Genomic DNA, 23686 nt, shown 5'->3' with positions numbered 1-23686 from the left:
TGCCGGATTGAACACGAAACATGTTCCAAGCCATCACCCAGGTGCCATTGATGGGGCCGGGGGGCTGCGTAGGATGGGGTCATACCGTTGAGCGAGCGCTTATAAAAGTGAGTCCACAAACATGACTGCCAGAACCCTCTACGACAAACACATCGACTCCCACACGGTGTGCGCCCTGGATGACCAGGGCCATGTGCTGCTTTATATAGACCGCCAGGTGATCAACGAATACACCAGCCCCCAGGCGTTCAGCGGCCTGCGCGAGGCCAAGCGTGGCGTATGGCGCCCCGGCACCGCGCTGGCGGTGGTCGACCACGTAAACCCCACCACGCCCACGCGCATTGCCGCGATGCCTGACGCAGGCGGCGCGCGGCAAGTCTCGTACCTGGCGGAAAACTGCCAGGACTTCGGTATCGAGCTGCTGGACATCCTCGACAAACGCCAAGGCATCGAACACGTGATTGCCCCGGAGCAGGGCTTTATCCTGCCGGGCATGGTGATCGCCGCCGGCGACAGCCACACCACCACCTACGGTGCCCTCGGTGCCTTCGGGTTTGGCATCGGCACCTCGGAAATTGAGCACCTGTTGGCCTCGCAGACCCTGGTGTACAAACGTCTGAAAAGCATGCGCGTGACGGTTGAGGGCAGCTTGGGCAACGGCCTGACCTCCAAGGACGTGATCATGGCGCTGATCGGCAAGATCGGCGCGTCCGGTGCCACCGGTTACGCCATCGAGTTTCGCGGCGCCACCATTGATGCGCTGAGTGTTGAAGCGCGCATGACCATCTGCAACATGGCGGTGGAAGCTGGCGCGCGGGGCGCGTTTATGGCACCCGACGAAAAAGTCTTCGCCTACCTCAAAGGCAAGCCGCGTGCGCCCAAGGGCGAGTTGTGGGAACAAGCCCTGGTGCAATGGCGCACGTTGCACACCGACGCCGACGCGGTGTTCGACCAGGAAGTGCAGCTGGACGCCAGCACCCTGGAACCCATGGTCACCTGGGGCACCAGCCCCGACCAGGCCGCGCCCATCGGTGCCCGCGTGCCGGACCCGCAAGACGTCAGCGACCTGATCCTGCGCCAGGACATGCGCCGCGCCCTCAACTACATGGGCCTGGAAGCCGGCATGCCGCTCAGCGACATTGTGATCAGCCACGCGTTTATCGGCTCTTGCACCAACGCGCGCATCGAAGACCTGCGCGACGCCGCCAGTGTGGTGCGCGGCAAGCAGGTGGCCGAGCATGTGCGGGCGATGATCGTGCCGGGCTCCACCGAGGTACGCGACCAGGCCGAAGCCGAAGGGCTGGCGGCGATCTTTATCGACGCCGGCTTCGAATGGCGCCAGTCGGGCTGCTCGATGTGCCTGGCGATGAACGATGACGTGCTGGCGCCCGGTGATCGCTGCGCGTCCAGCACCAACCGCAACTTCGAAGGCCGCCAGGGTGCCGGGGCGCGCACCCACTTGATGAGCCCGGCGATGGTCGCCGCTGCGGCCATCACCGGCCGCCTCACCGATATCCGTCATTTTGGAGACCGCCCATGAGCCTGCAACCGTTTACCCAGGTCACCGGCCAGGCCGCGCCGATGCTGGCGGCGAATATCGACACTGACGTGATCATGCCCAAGCAATTTCTCAAAGGCATCGACCGCGCCGGCCTCGACCGTGGGCTGTTTTTCGACCTGCGCTTTTTGCCCAATGGCGCACCCAACCCCGAATTCGTATTGAACCAGCCGGCCTGGCTTGGCGCACGTTTCATGGTGGTGGGGCCGAACTTCGGCTGTGGTTCCAGCCGCGAACACGCGGTGTGGGGCTTGAAGCAGATGGGCATTCGCGCGCTGATCGGCAGCAGCTTTGCCGGGATTTTCTATGACAACTGCCAGCGCAACGGGGTGTTGTTGATCACCTTGGACGAGGCGGTGCTGCACACACTCGGGCAGACGGTCAGCCAGCCTGCGCAGGCGCAGATCAGCGTGGACCTTGAGGCGCAACAGATTCGCTTGGCCGATGGCCAGGTGATCTCGTTCCAGATCGACACCTTGCGCAAGACCGCGTTGTTGCTCGGCCTGGATGCGATTGGCAGCACATTGCAACGCAGTGAGCAGATCAAAACGTTCGAGCGCCAGCATTTGGCGGCTAATCCCTGGCTGGGTTAAAGTCTCAATGGTTTAACTACGTAGTCATATAAGTAGAGCAAACGCCCTCCTGTTATTGGAGGGCGTTTTTTTTTGGCTATTTACTTTTCAAATAATGCGAGTTGCAGCGCGCAACCTCAGTGATTACTAGGGCGGTGTCGAGGTGAAGGATTAAACCCTGAAAAAATATAAGGGTATGTTGTTGACACCTTGTAGGCCATCGGCTTAAGTGGGTGCTGACTTGGAAAGTCGCACATTATAAGAAAGGACGTTAAAACCATGACTGATGAATTAGTTGGCTTTTATACCTCTCTGGTTTCGGCGATAAAGTTTGTAACCTGATCGCGTTCTGCTACCTCTAAACCAGTTGTCATTGTTGCGGTTACCACTGTTTTTTCCACTGTGAAAAGACACGTAAGCCTATGCCTTAACATCCGTTCAGAACACAGAGAGTTCAAACTCATGTCGATTTTTGATCAAGCAATCCATCGTTCGGTGCAGTGGCAGGATTGGCGTTGGCAGCAGAAGAATGCCATCCGCGACGAACCGGCACTGCGTGCCGCGTGCGGTGGCTGGAATGAGGAAACCAGCGCGCATATCGAACACAACTTGCGCGACCGCAAACTGCAGATAACGCCTTATTACATTGACCTGATCAAGCGCTCTCTCACCGATGGCGAGGTGATGGACCATCCGCTGTGGCGCCAAGTAGTGCCCTACTGGAGCGAACAGGTCGCTGGCGATTACGACGGCACCTCGGAGAACTGGGAACTTGGCCACGAAATGAAAACGCCGATTTGCCAGCACAAATACGACAACCGCGTGATCCTGCGCATGACCAACACCTGCAACGCCTATTGCCAGTTCTGCTTCGAAGCGCTGCGCACCCTGCAAGTGGGTACCGAGAAGGCCAATGCCAGCGCCGACTCGTTCAAGGACTCGCTCGAGTACATCCGCAACAACCCGGCCATCGAAGAGGTGATTCTCAGCGGCGGTGACCCGTTGATGCTCGCCGACCGCAAGCTCGAAGAGAACCTCGCCGCCCTGCGTGGCATCCGCGACGACCTGCTGATTCGCCTGCACACACGGGCCTTGAGCTTTAACCCGTTTCGGGTGACCGATGAGTTATTGGCCATGCTGGAAAAGTACAAGGTCAATGCGTTTGGCGTACATGTATGCCACCCGCTGGAACTGAGTGCGGACTTTGCCGTGGCGGTTAAACGTATCCAAAGTGTGGTGCCGATTGTGTTCTCCAACATGCCGCTGTTGCGGGGCGTGAATGATGATGAAGCTACCTTGCATAAACTGTTTATTGATCTTTATCGGTTGGGCGTAAAGCCATATTACTTGTACCACTTCATGCCGTTTTCTCCGGGGGCGTCGGAATATAAAGCATCGATCAGCCACGCCATCGCTATTATGGATCGCCTCAAGCGGCGCGTGTCCAATATAGCCATGCCGGAATATGTGCTGCCGCATGCACAGGGCAAGTTTACCGTGCCGCTGCTGGACTTTGAAAAGCCACAAGATTTGCCGCACTTTGAAATGCGCGATGGGCAACGTCATTACCGCTTCCGTAATTGGGAAGGGCAGTGGTGCAGTTGGCAGGATGCCTGAAGTTATTGACGCATGAGGCGGTATTAATGATGAAACAAGATGCCATTCTTTTTATTGATATTGATGACAGTGCCTCTGTTCGCTATTGCTACCGCGAGCCGCACTTCGCGGCGGCCCGTGCCCAAGGCCTGGCCTGCTTGACGGCGGGTGTGGCCGGACGCAAGCACCTGCAGCGGCTGCGGGACGACAGTGATGCTGTGTTCCTGCTCGACGCGTTGAATGAACAATCGATTCTGGATTTGGTGGGGCGGCTGGATGGGCAGTACCAGATCCGCGCAATCTTCTGTCAGGCCGGCCACCCGTCTGCGCAGGGCGAAGTCGGCTGCATCGTGGCGCAGGCCTGTCGGCGGCTGGGCCTGGTGCATAGCGACCCACTTGCCATTGCTGCCTGTAACAACAAGTTCCTGATGCGCCGAGCGCTGAAAAAACACGGCGTGCGTTCGGTGCCGTTTGCGTTGTGCAACAACGAACAGCAACTGCGCGAAGGTGCCGAGCACGTGGGTTACCCGCTGATCGCCAAGCCACCCTTTGGCGGCGCATCGGCGTTTATCAAGAAATGCTCTGACTGGGCGCAGTTGCGCAGCCACTACGCGCATTTCCTGGCAGATCATGCCAGCGCAGCCTATGCGGATTTCTACGGCTGCGCCCACACGCTGCCGGAAGAGGGTGGGCAGCGACGAGAATACCTGCCGGGGCGTAGCCTTTTGCTTGAAGGGTTCATCCCAGGTATTGAAGGCAGCGTGGAGTGTGTGGTGGTGGGCGAGCAGGTTCACCCGCTGCTGATCAATGAAAAACTGATGTTGACCGAGCGCAGTGGCACCGTCCTGGAGAACCTGCTGATTTCGCCGCCGACGTCCTTTACCGACGCCCAGTGTGAGCAGATCCGCCAGTACGCCGTGGAGTGCCTGCGCGCGGTGGGCCTGACCAATGCCGTGGTGCATTTCGAGTTCCGCATGACGGACGCGGGGCCGGTGGTGATCGAAATCAACCCACGCGTCGGCGGGCTGTACGTCAATGCCGCGTTCCGTGACTTGGCGGGTATTGACCCGTACCAGCTGTATCTGTCGCTGCTGCTGGGTGAGCCAGATGTAAATGCGCGGTTGGACGCCGGCGCACGCCAGGTCGCGCAGGCCTCGCAACACTACTCGATGCTGGCGATCTATCCGGAGCACAGTGGCCACTTCAAGGGTATTGAAGGCCTTGAATGGCTCGCTCAACAGCCGTCGGTGCTGGAGTATGCCCAACAGGAGTCCGGTCACTCTATTGATGCCGATATCGAAGAGCATTACTTGCTCAAGTGCTGGGCCAAGGTCGACGATGCTGCCCACGCCCATGCGGTGCATGATGCAATACGGCACAATCTGCGCGTGATTATCGACAATAAGGGTTAGCGATATGGATATCCCACAGATTGGCGCGTACTTGCGCGAGCACCACTATTGTCACCGTCGGGACTTTGGCCAGTTGCTCAAGGTCGAGCCCGGCGAGGAGCAAAGCTTTCGCGCCTACTGGGCGAACCTGGTGCGCGATGAGGCGTTCAAGGCATACACGCATCGCGAACGGCGGATCCTGCGCTATCGTTTATCCCCGACGCGGCAGTTGCAGATCGATCGCAATAGCGCGTTCAAGTCGCCGGTCACCTATGCGGTCAACTATCGCCAGGGCGTGAACCACTTGAGCTACAGCGAGGAGGGCTTTATCGAGCACCCACTGATGCAGAAATTGCTCGCCACGGACCTGGCGGTGCTCGAACCGCACCTTGGCCCGCATGCCTACACCATTGATATCCACCAGTTTCGCGTGCGTGCAGAGGGGCCATCGCCCAGCCCGACTACCTCGGGTATTCATCAGGATGGCCTGGACTGGGTGTTCATGCACTTCATTGGCCAGAGCAACACGGTGCCGGTGGTGTCCGAGGTGTTTACCGGTGAGGCGGAGCATAGCCGCGTGCTGGACCTGGCGATGGAGCAGTTCCTGGAAACCATCGTGATCAACGACCGTGGGCTGTATCACCGCGCTGGCGCCGTGCGGGCGCAGGCCGATTCGGCACCGGCCTGGCGCGATGTACTGCTGGTGAGCCTGCGCGGCGTGACGGCTGATGACGTACGGGTAGAAGACGAGGTACAACCGGCATGAGTGACGTTCAGCCATTGGGCCTGTCGACCCGCAACGCACGCTTGATCATCTTTGCGCGGGGCGTGTCGGACTTCGGCGCATTCCTCAACATGGTGGCGCTCTCGACCTACGTTTACTGGCTCAGCCAAAGCGTGGTGTTTGTCAGTGTGTTCCTGGCGTGCCGGGTGACCGGCGGGATTGTCGCCAGCCTGTTCGGCATCCCGTTTTTCCGGCGCTTCCCGGGGCGCAGTACCTTGGCCGGGCTGGACCTGGCCCGCGCGCTGTTACTGGTGCCGCTGCTGGTGCTGATCCCGGCGCATCAACTTAACGTGCTGCCGTTTATCGCGTTCGGCATCGGCCTGTGCAATTCGCTGTTTGCCATTGGCCTGAACAGCCAGTTGCCGACCTGGGTGGCGCTTGAACAGCGGGTGGGCACCAATGCCTGGATCACCTCGGCGGCGGCTACCGGTGCGGTGTTTGGCAGCTTGCTTTCCGGTGTGCTGATCGCCACGGGCGGATTCGAGGCGGTGTTTGCCGTCAACATCGGCACTTACGTGGTGGCGGCTTGCCTGATCCTGCCGTTGCGCGCCTTGTATTCAGTCGCCGTTGCCGCGCATCGTGGGCTTGCGGCCGAATGGCATGAGTTGACCAAAGGCCTGCGCGGTGCACCGGTGTTGGCGGCGATGTTGTTGATCAGCATGCTCGACACCCTCGGCAGCGCGGCACATAACGTCGGCTGGCCGGTGTTGTCGCAGTACATTTCGCCGGACACCGCGAAAACCGTCATGGGCTACCTGCTGGCGGTGTGGGCCTGCGGCAAGTTCATCGGCGCGCGCCTGGCCAGTGCGTTGCTCAAGGGCCGTGGCACCCAAGGCATGGAGCGCTGGTTCATGGCGGGTGTGGCGCTGATGTCCAGCGGCTTTATCCTGACCTTCCAGCAAACCGAACTGTGGCTGGCGCTGCTGCTGGTGGTGTGGGCCGGGCTGGGCGATGGCATCTCCGAGGTGGCGCTGGTTTCCCGCGCACAAAGCGAGCCCGATAGCTTGCGCCTGCCGCTGTTCAGCCTGTTGACGCTGATCCAGATGGCCGGCTTTGGCGTGGGCATGCTGGTGGTGGGGCCGTTCTACCTGACGTGGACGCCGGCCCAGGTGATCGTGCTGTTCCACGGGTTGCCATTGACCGCCCTGGTGATCATGACGGTATGGCTGGGTGTCAGCGCCACGCGGGGCGTCAGATCGACAACCCCTTGAAGTGCTCCTGCAAAAATTCCACGCAGGCGCGCAATTTACCGGAGTAGGCCAAACGTGTCGGGTACACCGCCCACACGTTGGCACTCTGTGTGTAGGTGTGCAGCACCTGCACCAGCTTGCCCTGTTCCAGCAGCGGTTTTGCGTCCCACATCGAGCGCAATAACACACCGCGCCCGTCCAAAGCCCACTGCAACACGATCTCGCCATTGTTCGATGACAGCGGCCCGCGCACGCGCACGCTTTCGGGCGCGCCGTCACGCTCCAGGTTCCAGATGCCGAACGCATTGTCGCGCTCCTTGAGCACCAGGCAGTCGTGCTGCTCCAGGTCGCTCAACTGTTGCGGCGTGCCTTTGCGTTGCAGGTATTCCGGTGCCGCGCACAGCACGCGGCGATTGCTCACCAGCCGCCTGCCGATGTGCTGGCCGGGGATGTCATCGCCGACGCGAATCTCCAGGTCAAACCCTTCACTGACGATATCCACCACGCGGTCGAACAGGTCCAGGCGGATTTCCAGGTCCGGGTACTGCTCGGCCAGCAGCGACAGGGCCGGCGCCACATGGTTGCGGCCGAAGCCGAAGCTGCTGCACAGGTGCAGATGCCCGCGCGGGCTGTCGTGGGCGTCGCTCAGCTCATCGGACAGTTGCTGGAAATCTTCGAGGATGCGCACGGCCCAGCGCTGTACCCGCTCGCCGTCTTCGGTCAGGGCGATGCGGCGGCTGGTGCGGTGCAGCAGGCGCGTGGCCAGGGTGGTTTCGAGGATCTGAATGCGCTTGCTCACATACGCAGGCGACAGCCCCAGTTCATCGGCGGCGGCTGCGAAGCCGGCCTTGCGGATCACGGTGAGGAACACCCGCAGGTCTTCGGGTAGGGGCACGGTATCTTTCTTATGAGTCATCAGAAACAGACGTGGCGGCATGAGCCGCCAGAATAGCACCGGTGTGGCGAGGGAGCTTGCTGCCGCTGGACCTGGTGGGTGTGCCCAGGATTCTGGGGCTGCTGCGCAGCCCAGCGGGAGCAAGGTGATTGTCTTTAAAGCTTACTCGGCGGCGATCTTCGCCTGCGCGGCAGCCCGCGCATGGCGGCTATGCTTGAGGGCGATAGGGGCCATTTTTTCGCGGTCCAGCTCACCCTCCCAGGCGGCTACCACCAATGCCGCGACGGCATTGCCGATGATGTTGGTCAGCGAGCGGCACTCGGCCATAAAACGGTCGACACCCAGGATCAGCACCATCGCCGCCACCGGCACCGTGGGCACCACCGCCAGGCTCGCGGCCAGTGCCACAAAACCTGCACCCACCACCGCACCGGCGCCCTTGGAGGTCAGCATGGCCACCGCCAGCAAGGTCAATTGTTGCTCCAGCGGCAGGTGGATATTGGTGGCTTGCGCCATGAACAACACCGCCAGGGTCATGTAGATGTTGGTGCCGTCGAGGTTGAAGGTGTAGCCGGTCGGCACCACGATGCCCACCACGCCTTTGGACGCACCCAGGCTTTCGAGTTTCTGGATCAGTTGCGGCAGCGCCGACTCCGACGAACTGGTGCCGAGCACAATCAACAGCTCCGATTTGATATAGCCCATCAGCTTGAAAATGCTGAAGCCGGCGTAGCGCGCGATGCTGCCCAGCACCACGGCCACAAAGAAAAACGCGGTGAGGTAAAACGTACCCACCAGCTTCAGCAGCGGCAGCAATGAACCCACGCCGTATTTGCCGATGGTGAAGGCAATCGCCCCAAACGCGCCGATGGGCGCCACGCGGCTGATGATGCCGACGATGCGAAAGAACACTTCGCTGGCCTGGTTGATCACGCCCACCAGTGGCCGGCCTTTTTCCCCGACCATCACCAGGCCGACACCGAACAGTACCGAGACAAACAGGACCGGCAGGATTTCGCCCTTGGAGAAAGCATCAAAAAACGTGGTGGGTATCACGTGCAGCAGGAACCCGGTGATGCCTTCACCATGTTCGGCCTGGCCGACAAAACCGGCGATGGCCGAGCTGTCGAGGGTCTTCACGTCAATGTTGAAACCCACGCCCGGTTGCAGCAGGTGCGCGGCGATGAGGCCGATCAGCAGGGCGATGGTGGAAACGATCTCGAAGTACAGCAGCGCCTTGCCGCCGACCCGGCCCACCTGTTTCACATCGTGCATGCTGGTGATGCCGGAGACCACGGTGCAGAAGATGATCGGGCCGATGATCATCTTGATCAGCTTGATAAACCCGTCGCCCAGCGGCTTGAGGTCGATACCGATTTGCGGCCAGACATGGCCGATCAACACACCCAGCGCGATGGCGATGAGCACCTGGATATACAGGGTTCCCAGCAGTTTTCGGATTGTCATTGTTATTATCTCGGGATGTTTTTTGGGCAAAGCGAACCCGTCGCAGGCCATTGGCAGCCTGCGAGGCGGGTGTTTCAGATCACGGTGTCAGTGCACTCAGCGCAGGAAGGCCAGGACTTCGCCAAGCAATAACTCAGGTGCTTCCTCGGCGATGTAGTGGCCAGCCGGCAGAGCTTTGCCACGCACGTCGGTGGCGACTTTCTGCCATTCCTTGAGCGGCTCGAAGCAGCGGCCGACAGTACCTTCGGCGCCCCACATCACCAGCAACGGCAGGCTCAGGTGGTTGCCGGCGTCGATGTCGGCCTGGTCGTGCTCAAGGTCTATACCGGCGGCGGCACGGTAGTCCTCGCAGATACCGCGAGCGGTGCCGGGCAGTTGCAGGCAGCGCAGGTATTCGGCGAAGGCTTCATCGGTGAATGGCTTGAGCCCGGCGCTGCGGCTGCCCATGACGCTGCGCAGGTACAGCTCGGGGTTGCTCTCGATCAGCGCTTCGGGCAACGGCGCCGGGCGGATCAGGAAGAACCAGTGCCAGTAGGCGCGGGCGAAGGCTTCGTCGGTCTGGGCGTACATCGACAGGGTGGGCGCGATGTCCAGCAGCACCATGCGCTGCACGGCGGCGCGGTGGTCCAGCGCCAGGCGATGGGCGACGCGGGCGCCACGGTCGTGGGCCAGTACCGAGAAACTGTCGAAGCCCAGGGCTTGCATCAGCTCGACGCTGTCGCGGGCCATTTCGCGTTTGGAATAATGGGTGTGCTGGTCGTTGGCCGGTGGCTTGCCGCTGTCGCCATAACCGCGCAGGTCGGCGGCAACCACGGTGAAGTGTTCGGCCAACTGTTCGGCGACTTTGTGCCAGATGACGTGGGTTTGCGGGTGCCCGTGCAGCAGGAGCAGACCGGGACCTGTACCGCCTTTGCGGTAACTGATGTCCACGCCGTTGACGTGGCACTGGTCTTTTTGGAATCCGGCGAACATGGAATGACTCCTCTTTGTAAGTGCTTGCATCGTGGAATCACGCGGGGTTTGGGGCAAGGGGGAAAGCGTGGAGGGGTTGTTCATGAAGTGTGTAGGAGCGGGGTACATATCCGTTGCTGCGGTAACGGCTACTTAGGGTTCCGCCCTTACGGCCATGCCTTTCAAGGTCTATGTTTAAGAGTCCGTTTAACGTCATGTTTAGGCCTGTTTATCCGCCTTGGCAGCCTTAAGCACCCGAGCTGTTGAGACATGCGCCCGTGCCGCCTTACCTTCCAGCCACTCCTTGGGTTTAGCGACTTTGGCGCCGCGAGGGCTCTTTGCGACGGACTTGGGTTTGATCAACCTCGCCAGGGCCAGTAATCGCTCTGCCAGCCCTTGCGAGGTCTTTTCAAGGGGGAAATTTTCCGCAGGCAATGCGATCTGCAAACCCTGATAATCACCGCGAACATGCACCGCCAAGTGGAAAATCGAAGCTTCCCAACCCTCTGGCTGTGTTTCCCGGTGCGCCTGCTCAACACTACGTTTGAGAACCGATAAAACGTTGTAAGCCAGCACCGCCGAGGCAAAGCCCAGCAGCGCGGCTTTCGGGCTGCCAAAGCTTGTGATTTCACTCTCCAGTACCGATTCAAGGCGTTGGAACATGCCTTCAATACTCCAGCGACGACGGTACAAATCAGCTATCTGTTGAGCACTGATGGTGTCGGGCAAATTGCTCCAGAACCACATCACCACATCACCTGAGTCATTCGCTGTTTGCAGGCTCAATTCAACGCGTCTCCAGCGGCGGCCACTGGTCACTTCGATGATTTGTTCGCGAACGGTGCCGCTATCGACTGCTCCTGAATCTTGCCACTCACTTTCTTGGACGAGTCGTGGATGTTTGCTGGGTTGGCGAACGATGAACGAAGCCCCCGTGTCCTCGCAGGCTTGCAAGACGGGCAGCGTGCAATAGAGCCGGTCAGCCATCCACAACTGGCCCGCGCATGCGCGGGCCAGTAGCGGTAAAACACTGACTCGCTCACTGGCGTAGGCATCTTCCCACGGCTGAAGATCAACGACTAAATCCAGATCCGGATCGTAGGCAACTACTGAAAATCCTGGGCGTGCTGCGCCGCGCTCATTGCGCAGAGCACCTAGACGTTTTTCAGTGGCCGGCAGATGGTTGCCATCAACAATACGCAACTGCCAACCGGGAAGGATCGATGAATGGCCAAGCGTTTCTACGGTCGGTATCAAACGCTCGGCACTGCCCGAAATGAGGGCGCGCAGAAGCTCGGGTTCGGTTCGCTTGATCTTGTCATAGAGGGCTGCAAGGCTGACCGAAAGGCCCTCCATCTTGCGCGCCGCCGCGTGTAATGACGGCCTCAAGCCCAATGAAACAAGGGACATCAGCTCAACAACGGTTGAAAACAAAAGCTCACGGGAGTACTGACGCTGGCGATGATCATCGAACACCTTGTCTACCCACTTGGCATCTACGGCCTGCTCCAAGACCAGCTTGGTCATGACACTGGCTGGTGCTTGTTTTTCAAACCGTTCTAAAACCTTTTCCCACATAGCTTCGTCGTCCTGACTGAATTGATTAGGGGATTTTAAACCAAGACCTTGAAAGGCATGGCCCTTACGGCGGGTCACGGATTCAAGCCTGCGTTCGGCCATCGTGGTTAACGGGGCGCCTCAGATCAAAAGCAGAGCACGGCGACCTAGTAGCCGACCTGAGTGGTTAGGTCAAAAGCGAAAGCGGATCCGCATACACCGAAGATCTGCTTTTCTGTGGGAGCTGGCTTGCCTGCGATGCAGACACCTTGGTGTATCAGGCACACAGAGTTGATGCTATCGCAGGCAAGCCAGCTCCCACATTGGATGTGCAGGGTTATTGAAACTTCAGCCTTGCTTGAACATTTCCGTGGCTCGCTCGCGAATCTGCGCTTCAGTCAGGTCCTCCTTGCGCGTAGCCAAAAACCACAGATGACCAAAGGGGTCTTTCACGCTAGCCGAGCGGTCGCCGTAAAACTGATCTTTTGGCTCAGACACCGAAAGGGCGCCTGCATCAATGGCCTGTTGGTACTGCGCATCCACGTCGCTCACATACAGGTGCAAACCGACGCTGGTGTGTTCGTCAGGGTTGCGCAAGGCCATTTCGGGGCAAGGCGAGCCGAGCATGATCGCCGAGTCACCGATGCGCAGCTCGGCGTGGCCGACCTTGCCATCGGGCATGTCCAGGCGCATGACCTGGGTAGCGCCAAAGGCTTTCTTGTAGAACTCGATAGCCTCGGCGGCGTTATCGATGCCCATATACGGCGTGACGCTGTGATAACCCTCAGGGATTGGCTTAACGCTCATATCGTTCTCCTCAGGTGGGGTTGTGAAGGTCCGGCCTTTTCACTATAGGCCACGCCCGCCGTGGCTTGCAGGTAACCGACGAGGTGTTGGCAACTCGGTTTAACTGACAGGCCGGGTTGTCTGCATCGCAGGCAAGCCAGCGCCCACATTGATTGGGTTTTCAGGTCAGGTTTCGGGGCTGGGCTCAAGTAATTGCGCGCCGGGCCCACATTCCCCCAGCTTGTCATCCTGATTACGCAGGGGACACGCCTCCAGCGATAAACACCCGCAACCAATACAACCACTGAGTTTGTCGCGCAGCAGCATCAGCTTGTTAATGCGTTCATCCAGATCCTCGCGCCACAGCGCCGACAAGCGTTCCCAGTCCTGTGCAGTGGGCGTGCGCCCATCCGGCAAGGTCTGCAACGCCTCGCCAATGGTCGCCAATGGAATCCCCAAACGTTGTGCGATTTTGATCACCACCACGCGCCGCAACACATCCCGTGGGTAGCGCCGTTGGTTACCGGCGTTGCGGTTGCTCTTGATCAACCCCTTGGACTCATAAAAGTGCAGCGCCGTAACCGCCACGCCACTGCGAGCGGCGAGTTGGCCAACGGTGAGTTCCTTGGTAAGCATAAAAAACTCCAGATAAGCGCTTGACCTTGACTTAACTAGAGGTTTTACCCTGCGTGGCATTGAATCGCAAGATTCTGCCTACAGAGAGAGGGGAGTGTTCATGCAGGTATCAGAGAAAAATCGCAGCTTCACTCAGTTGATCGAGTTTCAGATCGAACCTCAGCAGCAATTTGCCCTGGTGGCCGCCTTGTCCACCCAGAGCGAACGCCTGGCCCAGGGCCATGGCGGCTTTATCAATGCCAGTGTTCAAGTCAGCGACGACGGGCGACGGGTGCTCAATTACCTGCAATGGCGCTCGCGTGAGGACGGCGAGGCGGCGTTCAAGTGTTTTGAGCACGGCGAGGAAGACTTCTGGATGCTGATTCGCGCCCACCAGGCCACGGCGGTGACCTTCGGTTCGTTCCAGGTGCTGCGCAGCTTCGAGCGCAGCCATGACAACGCGTTGCACTGCCGCCTAAATGGATAAATGCAGCATGCGCTCGCCCTGCACGTTTTCGCCGGGGCGGCGTTTGTTCACCGCCAACTCGCCGATCTTGATCAGGCGCGTGCGCGTGACGTTGCGGCTCAAACCCAGCAGGTTCGCGGTGTGCACCTGGTTGTAATGGCTGAAACGGTAAGCGGCGCGCAATAGCGCGTCTTCGACCTTTTCATGCAGGGCGCCGGCCTGTTCTTCGAAGAGCTTTTGAAAGGCGCGGGCCAGCAAGGCGTCGGCGCTGTTGTCGGTGCCGTGCTGGCTGTCGTCCTGGCGCTCGATGCGCATGTTCGACAGCCGCAGATCATCACGCTCGATCAGGCCATTACGGCAGATCAGCAAGGTGTGGTGAATCACGTTTTCCAGCTCGCGGATATTGCCCGGCCAGCTGTAGCTTTTGAGCTTGTGCTCGGCCTCGCGGCTGATGGTGATCGGGCCGTAGCCCAGGCGCTGGCTATAGGCTTCGATAAAATGCCGGGTCAGCGGCAGGATATCGCCGGGGCGCTCGCGCAATGGGCTGAGTTCGAGGCTGACCACATCCAGGCGGTAGTAGAGGTCTTCGCGAAAGTGCCCCGCGTTGATGGCTTTTTCAAGCTGCACGTTGGTGGCCGCCAGCACGCGCACATCAATCGCAATGCTCTTGCGCGAACCCAGGCGCACGACTTCGCGTTCCTGTAGTACGCGCAACAGTTTGACCTGGATCGCCATCGGCAGATCGCCGATCTCATCGAGGAACAAGGTGCCGCCGTCGGCCTCTTCGAACCAGCCGGCCTTGGCGCTGAGGGCGCCGGTAAACGCACCTTTTTCATGCCCGAACAATTCGGCTTCCACCAGGGATTCGGAGAACGCGCCGCAGTTCACCGCCACAAAGGGTCGGTTGCGCCGCGCACTGAGGTTATGAATATGGCGTGCCACCAGCTCTTTGCCGGTGCCGGTCTCACCGATGATCAGCACACTCGCTTCGCTGGGCGCCACTTGCTGGATATGGTCGAGCAGCGCCTGGGATTTGGGGTCTTCGAAGACCTGGGCCGTAGCGCGAATCGAGGTCGCGAGGGCGGGCGAGGGCGGTAAGGTTAACAGCTGCATGGGCACCTCTCTCAGGAGTAGAACGTCGGGATCGGCAGGGACTGGTTCAACGCCCAGTCCCCCAGTTCGTGGAGTTTGTAATCCACCGGGTCGTGCAGGGTTTGCGTGCGCAAGTTGCGCCAGTGGCGATCCAGGCGCAGTGAGGCATGGGTCGAGCGCGCGCCGGTGACTTCAAACAGGCGGCTGCACAGGTCCAGGCCCTGGCGGGTGGCGGCGACTTTGGCGGTGGCGATGGCAATGGCCAGTTCGCCACGTTGCTGTTCGCTTAAGCTGGCACCTTTGGCCCAGGCCTGGTCGAGCAATTCGCCTGCGCGTTCGACCAGCAGGCGCACGCCTTCCAGGGCCACCCAGAATTCGCCGTAGTGGTGCAGCACGTAAGGGTCCTGGCGCACATCGCCCGCCGAGGATTTGTGCCACGCACGGGTTTCGGTGCGGGTGTAGTTGCGCGCTTCTTCAAAGGCGCCTTCGGCAATCCCGAGAAACATATACGTGAACGTCAACTGCGCGATCAGCGGGCGCAGGCAGGCGAAGGGGGTGCTCAACGGGCCGGGATCGAGCAGCAACTCGGACTCTTCGACGCGCACCCGTTCAAAGCTGGCGCTGCCGCTGTCGGTTTGGCGCTGGCCGATGTTGTTCCAGTCGTTGTGCAACGTAATGCCGCTGCGCCCGCTGGGAATCGCGGCGATCAGCAGTTTGCCGCCGGCGCTTTCGTCCACGGCCGAGGCGATGAGCATTTCCGAATCGCTGGCGCCGGAGCAGAAGCTCTTCTTGCCGGAAAATTCTCGCCAGCCGCCGAAATCCTTGACCACCGTGCGCGTGTCCAGCGGGTTGAGGGCGTTGCCCCAGAACCAGTTTTTACGCGCAGTTTGTTCGAACCACGGCTGCCATTGGTCCGGGCGCGCAAACAGGCGCACGGTGGCGAGCATCAGGTGGTGAAAGCCGAAGACATGGGCGATGGAGCTGTCGACCTTGGCGAACTCGCGCACGATGCCCAGGGTTTCACTCCAGCGCGCGCCGAGGCCGCCGTATTGCGTGGGGATGCTCAGGGCCAGCAGGCCGCTTTGGCGCAGCGCGTCCCGTTCGGCCTTGGGCGTGCCGCCGCGCTCATCGCGTTCAACGGCGGTGAGGGCAAATTCGGCGGCCAGCAGCTTGGCGGTCTGCAAGGGTGAAGGCAGCACGCTGTGGGGTTTGGCTGTCACACGGGGTTCCTCAATGTCTGTCTGGCAATCACGTTCAAATGTGGGAGCTGGCTTGCCTGCGATAGCATCGCTGTGGTGCAACTGAAGCACCGCGTCGCTTGCATCGCGGGCAAGCCCGGCTCCCACAGGAGAGCAGTGTCCACATAGGGGGGGATTTCAGCGCGCTCAGGCTTTGGTGTTCGGCAACACATCATTGGCAATCATTTCGCCAAACGGCCCCGTGAGGTTGGTGATGCCGCGCCCGGCGAGGCTGGCGTAAGGTTCCGGCAACAGCGGGAACACCAGCTCGGCAAAGCGATAGGCTTCTTCCAGGTGCGGGTAGCCGGAGAAGATGAAGCTCTCGATGCCAAGGTCGGCGTATTCCTGGATGCGTTCGGCCACCTGCTGCGGGTTGCCCACCAACGCGGTGCCGGCACCGCCGCGTACCAGGCCGACACCGGCCCACAGGTTGGGGGCGATTTCCAGGTTGTCGCGGCGCCCGTCATGCAGCGCCGCCATGCGCCGCTGGCCTTCGGAATCAAAGCGCGAGAAAGATTTTTGCGCCGCGGCGATGGTTTCATCGCTGATGTGTTCGATCAGTTTGGCGGCGGCTTTCCAGGCGTCTTCTTCGGTTTCGCGCACGATTACATGCAGGCGAATGCCGAACTTGACGGTGCGCCCATGGCGCGCTGCGCGTTCACGCACGTCGGCAAGTTTTTGCGCAACGGCGGCGGGCGGCTCGCCCCAGGTCAGGTACACGTCGACCTGCTCGGCGGCCAGGTCGTGGGCAGCATCCGACGAACCGCCGAAGTACAGCGGCGGATACGGCTTCTGCACCGGCGGGTAAAGCGCTTTGGCGTTCTGCACACGCAGGTGCTTGCCTTCAAAATCCACCGACTCGCCCTGCAACACACGGCGCCAGATCTGCAGGAATTCGTCGGAGACTTCGTAGCGTTCACTGTGGTCGAGGAAGCTGCCGTCGCCACGGTTTTCGTCGGGGTCGCCACCGGTGACCACGTTGATCAGCAATCGGCCGTTGGACAAGCGGTCCAGGGTCGCGGCCATGCGCGCCGATACCGTGGGCGAGATGATCCCCGGGCGAATCGCCACCAGATAACGCAGGCGTTCCGTCAGCGGTACCAGCGCCGAGGCGATTACCCAGGAATCTTCACACGAGCGCCCGGTAGGAATCAGCACGCCGAAGTAACCGAGGCTGTCAGCCGCTTGCGCCACCTGCTTCAGATAATTGAGCGTGACCGGGCGCGCACCTTGGGTGGTACCGAGGAAATGGCCGTCGCCATGTGTGGGCAGAAACCAGAAAACATCCATGACAAATCCTTAAGCGATTTTCAGCAGAGATGGGGAGTGCGCGGCAAACAACGGCGCTGCGCGTTCTGCAGCCAGTTGAATGCGGGCTTTTAATAACTCGCTGGTTATTTGGTAGTCGGTGAAGTCAGCTTCGGTGGCGTACACACCGATCGGCAGGGTCAAGGCCTGGAAGAAGCTGAACAGCGGACGTAACTGGTGATCGAGGACCAGTGCATGGCGCTCGCTGCCGCCGGTGGCCGCGAGCAACACCGGAGTGTTGATCAAGGCGTTGAGGCCTACCAGGTCAAACAGGTGCTTGAGCAGGCCAGGATAGGAGCCGCGATACACCGGCGCGGCAACGATCAGCAGGTCGGCCTGTTCGATGGCCAACAGTTGCGTTTCGACCTCGGCCGGCAGTTCATCGCGTGAGAGTGCGCCGCCCAAGGGGCGGGCAATGTCACCCAACTCGATCAGGGTGGTCTGGATCGGCAGCAACGTGGCCAGTTCGGCCAGCACGGCCTGGGTCAATACCAAGGTGCGCGATGGGCGCCAGGTTCCGCCAGAGAGGGCAACGACATTCAGGGGACGGGACATAGAACAGTTCCTTTTTCAACAGGGGTGGGTAGCAGGTGAAGTGGAGCGTGTTGAGCAAGAGCTGTACCAATGGCTGCAAGCCTTGATTGGCGAGGGCTGCAGACGAACTGTTGAAAAAGGAGCTGTTGCCTGGTTGCGGTTTTGTTGAATGACTGTTGCCTGGGCAACAGTTGCGTGGCGAACAGTGTTGGTTGCGCGCAGGGCCATTTATAGAAGGTTATGGTTATGCCGTAAACGAACGTATTTCCATATTTATAGATCTTAAATGAATATGAGTAGGCGGCTATCAAGCATGCCGGAACGGTTGATAGCGACTATCACGGCGGATGATTTTTCACTGTGTTAGGGCGGGAGTAGCCTGTGTTCATTGACTACAAACCTCCTTCGCAGGGCCTTCACCATGAACCACTTTCTGGCTGTTTCCTTAATAGTTGTCAGCGCTGTCCTTGCCGGATGTGCGACCCATCCTTCGCCTGAGTCGCGTCCTTATACCGCCGAAGAAACCAAGCAATTGGCCCTTGAAGCCTTGAGCCGTCGTGGCCTGTCGTTTGATGAATATCAACAGCAGCGGGCCGCGTTGACCGGGCAGCCACAGAAGCCGTTCGGCTTCGACCACCAGGGCGAAATGAACGCCGAACGCAGTGTGGTGATGCACGGTCGCCCCAGTTGAGCCGGCGCCAAGTGGCAAAAAGCCCGAGGATTCCCTTAAGGAACCTCGGGCTTTTTGTTTGCCATTGGGATACTTCAGCCTGTTAAGCTGAATTTCAGGAGCGTTCCTACGCACATTTGCATAAAGTGGTCCTTCTTTTATGGCATCCGACGGGTTAAACCTGACGACCTCTGTTCCGGTCGATGCCCTCCCGAGGCGCTTTCCTGGGGAATACGCTCTGCGAGTCTTAACGTCATGAATAAACGTCCGTTGTATTTCGACTACGCCGCCACCACGCCGGTGGATGAGCGGGTCATTCAAGTGATGGTCGAGTGTCTGGGTTTTAATGCCAACTTCGGCAACCCTGCGTCCAGCTCCCATGCGTTTGGCCAGGCGGCCCGGCACACGGTCGAGCAGGCGCGGCGCCAAGTGGCCGAACTGGTCGGCGCCCAACCTGAACAAATCGTCTGGACCTCCGGTGCCACAGAATCCAACAACCTGGCGATCAAGGGGGTGGCCCAGGCGCGAGGTGTGGCAGGTGGGCATATCATCACCAGCCAGATCGAACACAAGGCCACATTGGATACCGCGCGGCAGTTGCAGGACGCCGGCGTGGCCGTGACCTACCTGGTGCCGGACGCTGAAGGCTTGATCAGCGCCGAGGCAGTCAGTGAAGCCTTGCGCGAAGACACCTTCCTGGTGTCGCTGATGCTGGTAAACAACGAGTTGGGCACCCTCAATGACATCCCCGCCATTGGTGCGCGCGTACGTGAGCACGGCGCGCTGCTGCATGTGGATGCGGCGCAAGGCGCGGGCAAGGTCGCGATCGACCTGGCTGAATGGCCGGTGGACCTTATGTCGTTTTCTGCGCACAAGCTGTACGGCCCCAAGGGCATTGGCGCGCTGTATGTCGGCCCGCGTGCGCAGCAGAAGGTGCTGGCGCAGATTCACGGCGGCGGCCACGAAGGTGGGTTGCGTTCCGGTACCCTGGCGACCCATCAGATTGCCGGCATGGGCACTGCATTCGCCTTGGCGGCGCAGTCCTTTGCTGAAGAAAAAGCCGCTATCGTCGCGTTGCGTCAGCGCCTGCTCAATCAGTTGGAAACGATTGCCGGCGTACGCCTCAATGGCAGCGCCACCCAGCGCATTCCCCATACACTGAGCCTCACGTTCACCGAGGGTGAATTTAATTCCCAGGCCCTGAGCGCAGGTATCGCGTTTTCGGCCACCTCGGCGTGCAATTCGGCGAGTAATGCGCCGTCACACGTGCTTCTGGCTTTGGGCCATGACGCACGCAGCGCCGGTCGAACTATTCGCTTGAGCCTGGGCCGGTTTACCACCGAGCAGGATATCGATGCGGCCGTGCAGTTGATCAAGGCCGCACTGGTCAGTGCGCCGGCGTTCTGGGCGGTCTGATTTTTCAGTCACAACACATAACAATTATGAGTGGTTAGCAGGAGACATGATGAGCACGCAGCCTTTGACCCATGGAACGGTTCCCCAGCGCCTGGCGCATACCCGCGAACTGATGCGCCGCGAGGGCATCCATGCCCTGCTGGTGCCGTCGGCGGACCCGCATCTGTCCGAGTACTTGCCGGGTTACTGGCAGGGGCGGCAATGGCTGTCGGGGTTTTATGGCTCGGTAGGCACGTTGATTGTCACCGCGGATTTTGCCGGCGTGTGGGCCGACAGCCGTTACTGGGAACAGGCGACCAAGGAGCTCAAGGGCAGCGGCATCGAATTGGTGAAGCTGCAACCGGGCCAACCCGGCCCGCTGGAATGGCTGGCCGAGCAAACCCCGGAAGGCGGCGTGGTCGCAGTGGACGGCGCGGTGATGGCCGTGGCCTCGGCACGTACCTTGGGCGCCAGGCTGGCCGAGCGCGGTGCGAGCCTGCGTACCGATATCGACCTGTTGAATGAAGTCTGGCAAGACCGCCCGGCCTTGCCGAACCAGCCGATCTACCCACACCTGCCGCCGCAGGCGACGGTCAGCCGTGGCGACAAACTCGCCGCCCTGCGTGCCAGCTTGAAAGAGAAGGGCGCCGATTGGCACTTCATCGCGACCCTGGATGACATCGCCTGGCTGTTCAACCTGCGCGGCGGTGATGTGTCGTTCAACCCGGTGTTTGTGTCCTTTGCCTTGATCAATCAACAGCAGGCCACGCTGTTTGTGGCGCTGAGCAAGGTCGATGCCGAGCTGCGCGCGGTACTGGAGCGGGACGGCGTGACCTTGCGCGACTACAGCGAAGTGACGGATGCGCTGCGTGCAGTTCCGGCGGGTGTCAGCCTGCAAGTTGATCCGGCACGCGTCACCACCGGTTTGCTGGAAAACCTCGATGCCGGCGTGAAGCTGGTCGAGGGCTTGAACCCGACCACGCTGGCCAAGTCGCGCAAAAGCCTGGCGGACGCCGAACATATCCGCCAAGCCATGGAGCAAGACGGCGCGGCGCTGTGTGAATTCTTCGCCTGGCTGGACAGTGCGTTGGGCCGTGAGCGCATCACCGAGCTGACCATCGACGAGCACTTGACCGCCGCGCGTACCCGTCGCCCCGATTATGTGTCGCTGAGCTTCAACACCATCGCGGCGTTCAACGCCAACGGTGCGATGCCCCATTACCACGCCACCGAAGAAGAGCATGCGTTGATCGAAGGCGATGGTCTGTTGCTGATCGACTCCGGCGGTCAGTACCTGGGCGGCACCACGGACATTACGCGCATGGTGCCGATCGGCACGCCAAGCGACGAGCAGAAGCGCGACTGCACGCGCGTGCTCAAGGGCGTGATTGCCTTGTCGCGTGCGCATTTCCCCAAAGGCATTCTCTCGCCATTGCTGGATGCCATCGCCCGTGCGCCGATCTGGGCCGAAGGCGTGGACTATGGCCACGGTACAGGTCATGGCGTAGGCTATTTCCTGAATGTGCACGAAGGTCCGCAGGTGATCGCCTACCAGGCCGCCACCGCACCGCAAACCGCAATGCAGCCGGGGATGATTACTTCGATTGAACCAGGTACCTATCGCCCGGGTCGCTGGGGCGTACGCATCGAAAACCTGGTGTTGAACCGCGAAGCGGGCAAGACCGAGTTCGGTGAGTTCCTCAGGTTTGAAACCCTGACCCTGTGCCCGATCGACACCCGTTGCCTGCAGCCGTCGTTGCTGACGGCGGATGAGCGTGAATGGTTCAACGCTTACCACGCCGAGGTGCGTGAACGCCTGAGCCCGCTGCTCAGTGGTGCAGCCTTGGAATGGCTGCAGGTGCGTACCGCCGCTATCTGATCGGTTGCCGTTCAGGGGCCTTGCCCCTGGCCGGCTGGCGTCGATTGGGGGCCGACACCACCTAATTCGCCGATACGCAACGTGACATGGATCCGCACCGTTTCGACCGGCATACGGTAAACGCCGCTTGCGATTTGCTCGCAAGCGGCGCTCAAGGGCGGCTGGCGATTGAGTTTTAGCGGAGCGCTTCGCGCACAAATTCCAGACGGTCCTGACCGAAGAACAGGTCATTGCCTACAAACATACTGGGTGCACCGAATACCCCGCGCTGAACAGCCTGTTCGGTTTTGTCCTTGAGGGCGGCTTTTACCTTTTCATCGTTGGCCAGGTTCAGGACTTCCTCTGGGTCGAAACCGGCCTCACTCAGCACGGCGGCCACGACGGCGGGGTCGCCCAGATGTTGACCTTCGACCCAAATGGCGCGAAACAGGCAGTCGATGAAGGCCTGGAAGCGCTCGGGCTGGCGCATCTGGATACCCATGACGGCACGCATCAGCACCAGGGTATTGATCGGGAAGTGCGGGTTGAACTTGAGCGCCACGTTGTAGCGTTTGGCGTATCGCGCCAAGTCATCAAACATGTAACGACCTTTGGCCGGCACGCTGATGGGGGAGGCGTTGCCGGTGGCTTTGAACACGCCACCCAGCAGCATGGGTTGATACACCAGTTGCGCACCGGTCTCGGCGCAAAGCGCAGGCAATTGCGTATAGGCCAGGTAAGTGGCCGGGCTGCCGAGGTCGAAAAAAAATTCCAGGGTTTTACTCATCGTCGATTCTCGCTGCTTATTGTTGTTCTTGATCGGAGGCGGCGTGCCTACCAGGGTTCATTCCAGGGGCGCAGGTCCAGTTCGAAGGTCCAGGCGTCGCGTGGTTGGCTATGCAGGTACCAATAGTTGTCGGCGATGTGTTCGGGGTTGAGGATGCCGTCCTGATCTTTCTGCGCGTATTTTTGCGGGAAATTGTCGCGAATAAAATCTGTGTCGATAGCGCCGTCGACCACCACGTGGGCCACATGGATGTTCCTGGGCCCCAATTCCCGCGCCATGCTTTGCGCGAGCGCACGGATACCGTGTTTGGCGCCGGCGAATGCGGCAAACCCTGCACCGCCACGCAGCCCGGCAGTGGCGCCGGTGAACACAATAGTGCCGCGTTCGCGGGTGACCATGCGTTTAGCGACTTCGCGGGCATTCAGGAACCCGGAGAAGCAGGCCATCTCCCAGATTTTGAAATATTTGCGCGCGGTTTCTTCGAGGATGCTGCACGGCACGTTAGCGCCGATATTGAAGACGAAAGCTTCGATGGGGCCAAGCTCGGTTTCTATCTGCTCAACCAGCGCGATCACCTCATCTTCTTTGCGCGCATCACAGGCAAAACCGTGGGCTTCTCCGCCCGCCGCCTGAATGCTCTCGACCAAGGGCTGTAGTTTATCGGCACTGCGACGGGTGACGCAGGCTACATAGCCTTCACGGGCAAAGCGTCGGGCAATGGCACCACCGGTTGCATCACCGGCACCAACCACCAATACGATTTTTTTGTTGGGTGTCATGGGAACTCCGTTGCTCGAGTGTCGGGCAGGAGTGTAGCCGCAGCAGAGCGAAGGGCGTGTAAAGAGAAAGGAGCAGCCGGAAGAGGACTGCTCGGGCGGTCATTTACAGATGACGATCATGCTGCGGCTGGTGTAGCCGGCAGGGTTGATACCGAAAGGATAGTCGCCTGGCTCTTCGGAATTGTCACCGGACTTGG

General features: G+C 60.3%; 23 protein-coding genes (1 of these 23 only partly in view). 10 read left to right on the top strand and 13 right to left on the bottom strand.

Annotated elements, in window-relative coordinates:
- The first annotated feature begins 121 nt into the window (after positions 1 to 121).
- From leuC to ACQY47_RS04970, 6 genes are all read left to right on the top strand, one after another.
- The gene (gene leuC / locus ACQY47_RS04995; protein WP_428556220.1) at positions 122 to 1540 is read left to right on the top strand and encodes a 3-isopropylmalate dehydratase large subunit; all 1419 of its coding nucleotides are present in this window, start codon (positions 122 to 124) and stop codon (positions 1538 to 1540) included.
- Positions 1537 to 2151: a 3-isopropylmalate dehydratase small subunit gene (leuD, locus tag ACQY47_RS04990; RefSeq protein ID WP_176991150.1), complete on the top strand. Its 615-nt coding sequence runs from the start codon at positions 1537 to 1539 to the stop codon at positions 2149 to 2151. Before leuC ends, leuD begins: the two co-directional genes overlap by 4 nt.
- Before the next feature lie 441 nt (positions 2152 to 2592).
- A complete protein-coding gene (locus ACQY47_RS04985) occupies positions 2593 to 3747 on the top strand; it encodes a KamA family radical SAM protein (RefSeq protein ID WP_428556216.1) in 1155 nt (384 codons plus the stop codon).
- A 26-nt stretch (positions 3748 to 3773) separates the two neighbouring features.
- Positions 3774 to 5138 (top strand): ATP-grasp domain-containing protein, encoded by a 1365-nt coding sequence (locus ACQY47_RS04980; RefSeq protein WP_428556213.1) that lies wholly within the window; start codon positions 3774 to 3776, stop codon positions 5136 to 5138.
- A 4-nt stretch (positions 5139 to 5142) separates the two neighbouring features.
- Positions 5143 to 5883 (top strand): 2OG-Fe dioxygenase family protein, encoded by a 741-nt coding sequence (locus ACQY47_RS04975; protein WP_186618345.1) that lies wholly within the window; start codon positions 5143 to 5145, stop codon positions 5881 to 5883.
- On the top strand, positions 5880 to 7112 hold the full coding sequence (locus ACQY47_RS04970) for an MFS transporter (RefSeq protein WP_017136352.1): 1233 nt from the start codon (positions 5880 to 5882) through the stop codon (positions 7110 to 7112). Before ACQY47_RS04975 ends, ACQY47_RS04970 begins: the two co-directional genes overlap by 4 nt.
- On the opposite strand, the gene ACQY47_RS04965 is transcribed toward ACQY47_RS04970, so the two are convergent.
- The 6 genes from ACQY47_RS04965 to soxR all read right to left on the bottom strand — a co-directional run bounded on the left by ACQY47_RS04965 (position 7093) and on the right by soxR (position 13383).
- A complete protein-coding gene (locus ACQY47_RS04965) occupies positions 7093 to 8007 on the bottom strand; it encodes a LysR substrate-binding domain-containing protein (protein WP_222938111.1) in 915 nt (304 codons plus the stop codon). The genes ACQY47_RS04970 and ACQY47_RS04965 overlap by 20 nt on opposite strands.
- Positions 8008 to 8148: 141 nt before the next feature.
- Positions 8149 to 9453 (bottom strand): dicarboxylate/amino acid:cation symporter, encoded by a 1305-nt coding sequence (locus ACQY47_RS04960; protein WP_428556208.1) that lies wholly within the window; start codon positions 9451 to 9453, stop codon positions 8149 to 8151.
- A gap of 96 nt (positions 9454 to 9549) precedes the next feature.
- Complete coding sequence (locus ACQY47_RS04955) at positions 9550 to 10425, bottom strand: alpha/beta fold hydrolase (protein WP_428556205.1); 876 nt, start codon at positions 10423 to 10425, stop codon at positions 9550 to 9552.
- A 198-nt stretch (positions 10426 to 10623) separates the two neighbouring features.
- Positions 10624 to 11931, bottom strand: a complete 1308-nt coding sequence (locus ACQY47_RS04950) for an IS4 family transposase (protein WP_428557341.1) — start codon at positions 11929 to 11931, stop codon at positions 10624 to 10626.
- A gap of 378 nt (positions 11932 to 12309) precedes the next feature.
- On the bottom strand, positions 12310 to 12768 hold the full coding sequence (locus ACQY47_RS04945; protein WP_428556202.1) for a VOC family protein: 459 nt from the start codon (positions 12766 to 12768) through the stop codon (positions 12310 to 12312).
- Between the two features lie 165 nt (positions 12769 to 12933).
- Positions 12934 to 13383, bottom strand: a complete 450-nt coding sequence (soxR, locus tag ACQY47_RS04940; RefSeq protein WP_099547892.1) for a redox-sensitive transcriptional activator SoxR — start codon at positions 13381 to 13383, stop codon at positions 12934 to 12936.
- 100 nt (positions 13384 to 13483) lie between these two features.
- Between soxR and ACQY47_RS04935 the strand changes: the two genes are divergently transcribed.
- Positions 13484 to 13849 carry an antibiotic biosynthesis monooxygenase gene (locus tag ACQY47_RS04935; RefSeq protein WP_428556197.1) on the top strand — a complete coding sequence of 122 codons (366 nt, stop codon included), beginning with the start codon at positions 13484 to 13486 and terminating at the stop codon, positions 13847 to 13849.
- Here ACQY47_RS04935 and ACQY47_RS04930 read toward each other — a convergent pair.
- The 4 genes from ACQY47_RS04930 to msuE all read right to left on the bottom strand — a co-directional run bounded on the left by ACQY47_RS04930 (position 13838) and on the right by msuE (position 18021).
- Positions 13838 to 14941 (bottom strand): sigma-54 interaction domain-containing protein, encoded by a 1104-nt coding sequence (locus ACQY47_RS04930; RefSeq protein ID WP_307419769.1) that lies wholly within the window; start codon positions 14939 to 14941, stop codon positions 13838 to 13840. The two genes, ACQY47_RS04935 and ACQY47_RS04930, sit on opposite strands and share 12 nt — an antisense overlap.
- A gap of 11 nt (positions 14942 to 14952) precedes the next feature.
- Positions 14953 to 16140: an acyl-CoA dehydrogenase family protein gene (locus ACQY47_RS04925; protein WP_428556194.1), complete on the bottom strand. Its 1188-nt coding sequence runs from the start codon at positions 16138 to 16140 to the stop codon at positions 14953 to 14955.
- A gap of 165 nt (positions 16141 to 16305) precedes the next feature.
- Positions 16306 to 17448 carry an FMNH2-dependent alkanesulfonate monooxygenase gene (gene ssuD, locus ACQY47_RS04920; protein ID WP_017136344.1) on the bottom strand — a complete coding sequence of 381 codons (1143 nt, stop codon included), beginning with the start codon at positions 17446 to 17448 and terminating at the stop codon, positions 16306 to 16308.
- A gap of 9 nt (positions 17449 to 17457) precedes the next feature.
- Positions 17458 to 18021 (bottom strand): FMN reductase, encoded by a 564-nt coding sequence (gene msuE / locus ACQY47_RS04915; protein WP_017136343.1) that lies wholly within the window; start codon positions 18019 to 18021, stop codon positions 17458 to 17460.
- A 400-nt stretch (positions 18022 to 18421) separates the two neighbouring features.
- Between msuE and ACQY47_RS04910 the strand changes: the two genes are divergently transcribed.
- From ACQY47_RS04910 to ACQY47_RS04900, 3 genes are all read left to right on the top strand, one after another.
- Positions 18422 to 18691: a hypothetical protein gene (locus tag ACQY47_RS04910; protein WP_017136342.1), complete on the top strand. Its 270-nt coding sequence runs from the start codon at positions 18422 to 18424 to the stop codon at positions 18689 to 18691.
- A 234-nt stretch (positions 18692 to 18925) separates the two neighbouring features.
- Positions 18926 to 20086 carry a cysteine desulfurase family protein gene (locus ACQY47_RS04905; protein ID WP_428556189.1) on the top strand — a complete coding sequence of 387 codons (1161 nt, stop codon included), beginning with the start codon at positions 18926 to 18928 and terminating at the stop codon, positions 20084 to 20086.
- A gap of 49 nt (positions 20087 to 20135) precedes the next feature.
- Positions 20136 to 21944: an aminopeptidase P family protein gene (locus ACQY47_RS04900; RefSeq protein WP_428556186.1), complete on the top strand. Its 1809-nt coding sequence runs from the start codon at positions 20136 to 20138 to the stop codon at positions 21942 to 21944.
- A gap of 175 nt (positions 21945 to 22119) precedes the next feature.
- Here ACQY47_RS04900 and ACQY47_RS04895 read toward each other — a convergent pair whose 3' ends face one another.
- From ACQY47_RS04895 to ACQY47_RS04885, 3 genes are all read right to left on the bottom strand, one after another.
- Positions 22120 to 22710, bottom strand: coding sequence for a 2-hydroxychromene-2-carboxylate isomerase (locus ACQY47_RS04895; protein WP_428556183.1), 591 nt, complete (start codon positions 22708 to 22710; stop codon positions 22120 to 22122).
- A 47-nt stretch (positions 22711 to 22757) separates the two neighbouring features.
- Positions 22758 to 23489: an SDR family oxidoreductase gene (locus tag ACQY47_RS04890; protein WP_017136338.1), complete on the bottom strand. Its 732-nt coding sequence runs from the start codon at positions 23487 to 23489 to the stop codon at positions 22758 to 22760.
- 99 nt (positions 23490 to 23588) lie between these two features.
- Positions 23589 to 23686 carry the final stretch of a hypothetical protein gene (locus tag ACQY47_RS04885; RefSeq protein ID WP_428556180.1) on the bottom strand. The gene runs 184 nt beyond the window's last position, so 98 of the gene's 282 nt are visible here — the last part of the coding sequence; the start codon falls outside the window, past its right edge; its stop codon occupies positions 23589 to 23591.

The sequence above is a fragment of the Pseudomonas edaphica genome (genome assembly GCF_965277385.1).
GTDB lineage: Bacteria > Pseudomonadota > Gammaproteobacteria > Pseudomonadales > Pseudomonadaceae > Aquipseudomonas > Aquipseudomonas edaphica.
Note: the sequence above shows the minus strand (reverse complement) of the source record. Positions and strands in the feature narration are given on the sequence as shown.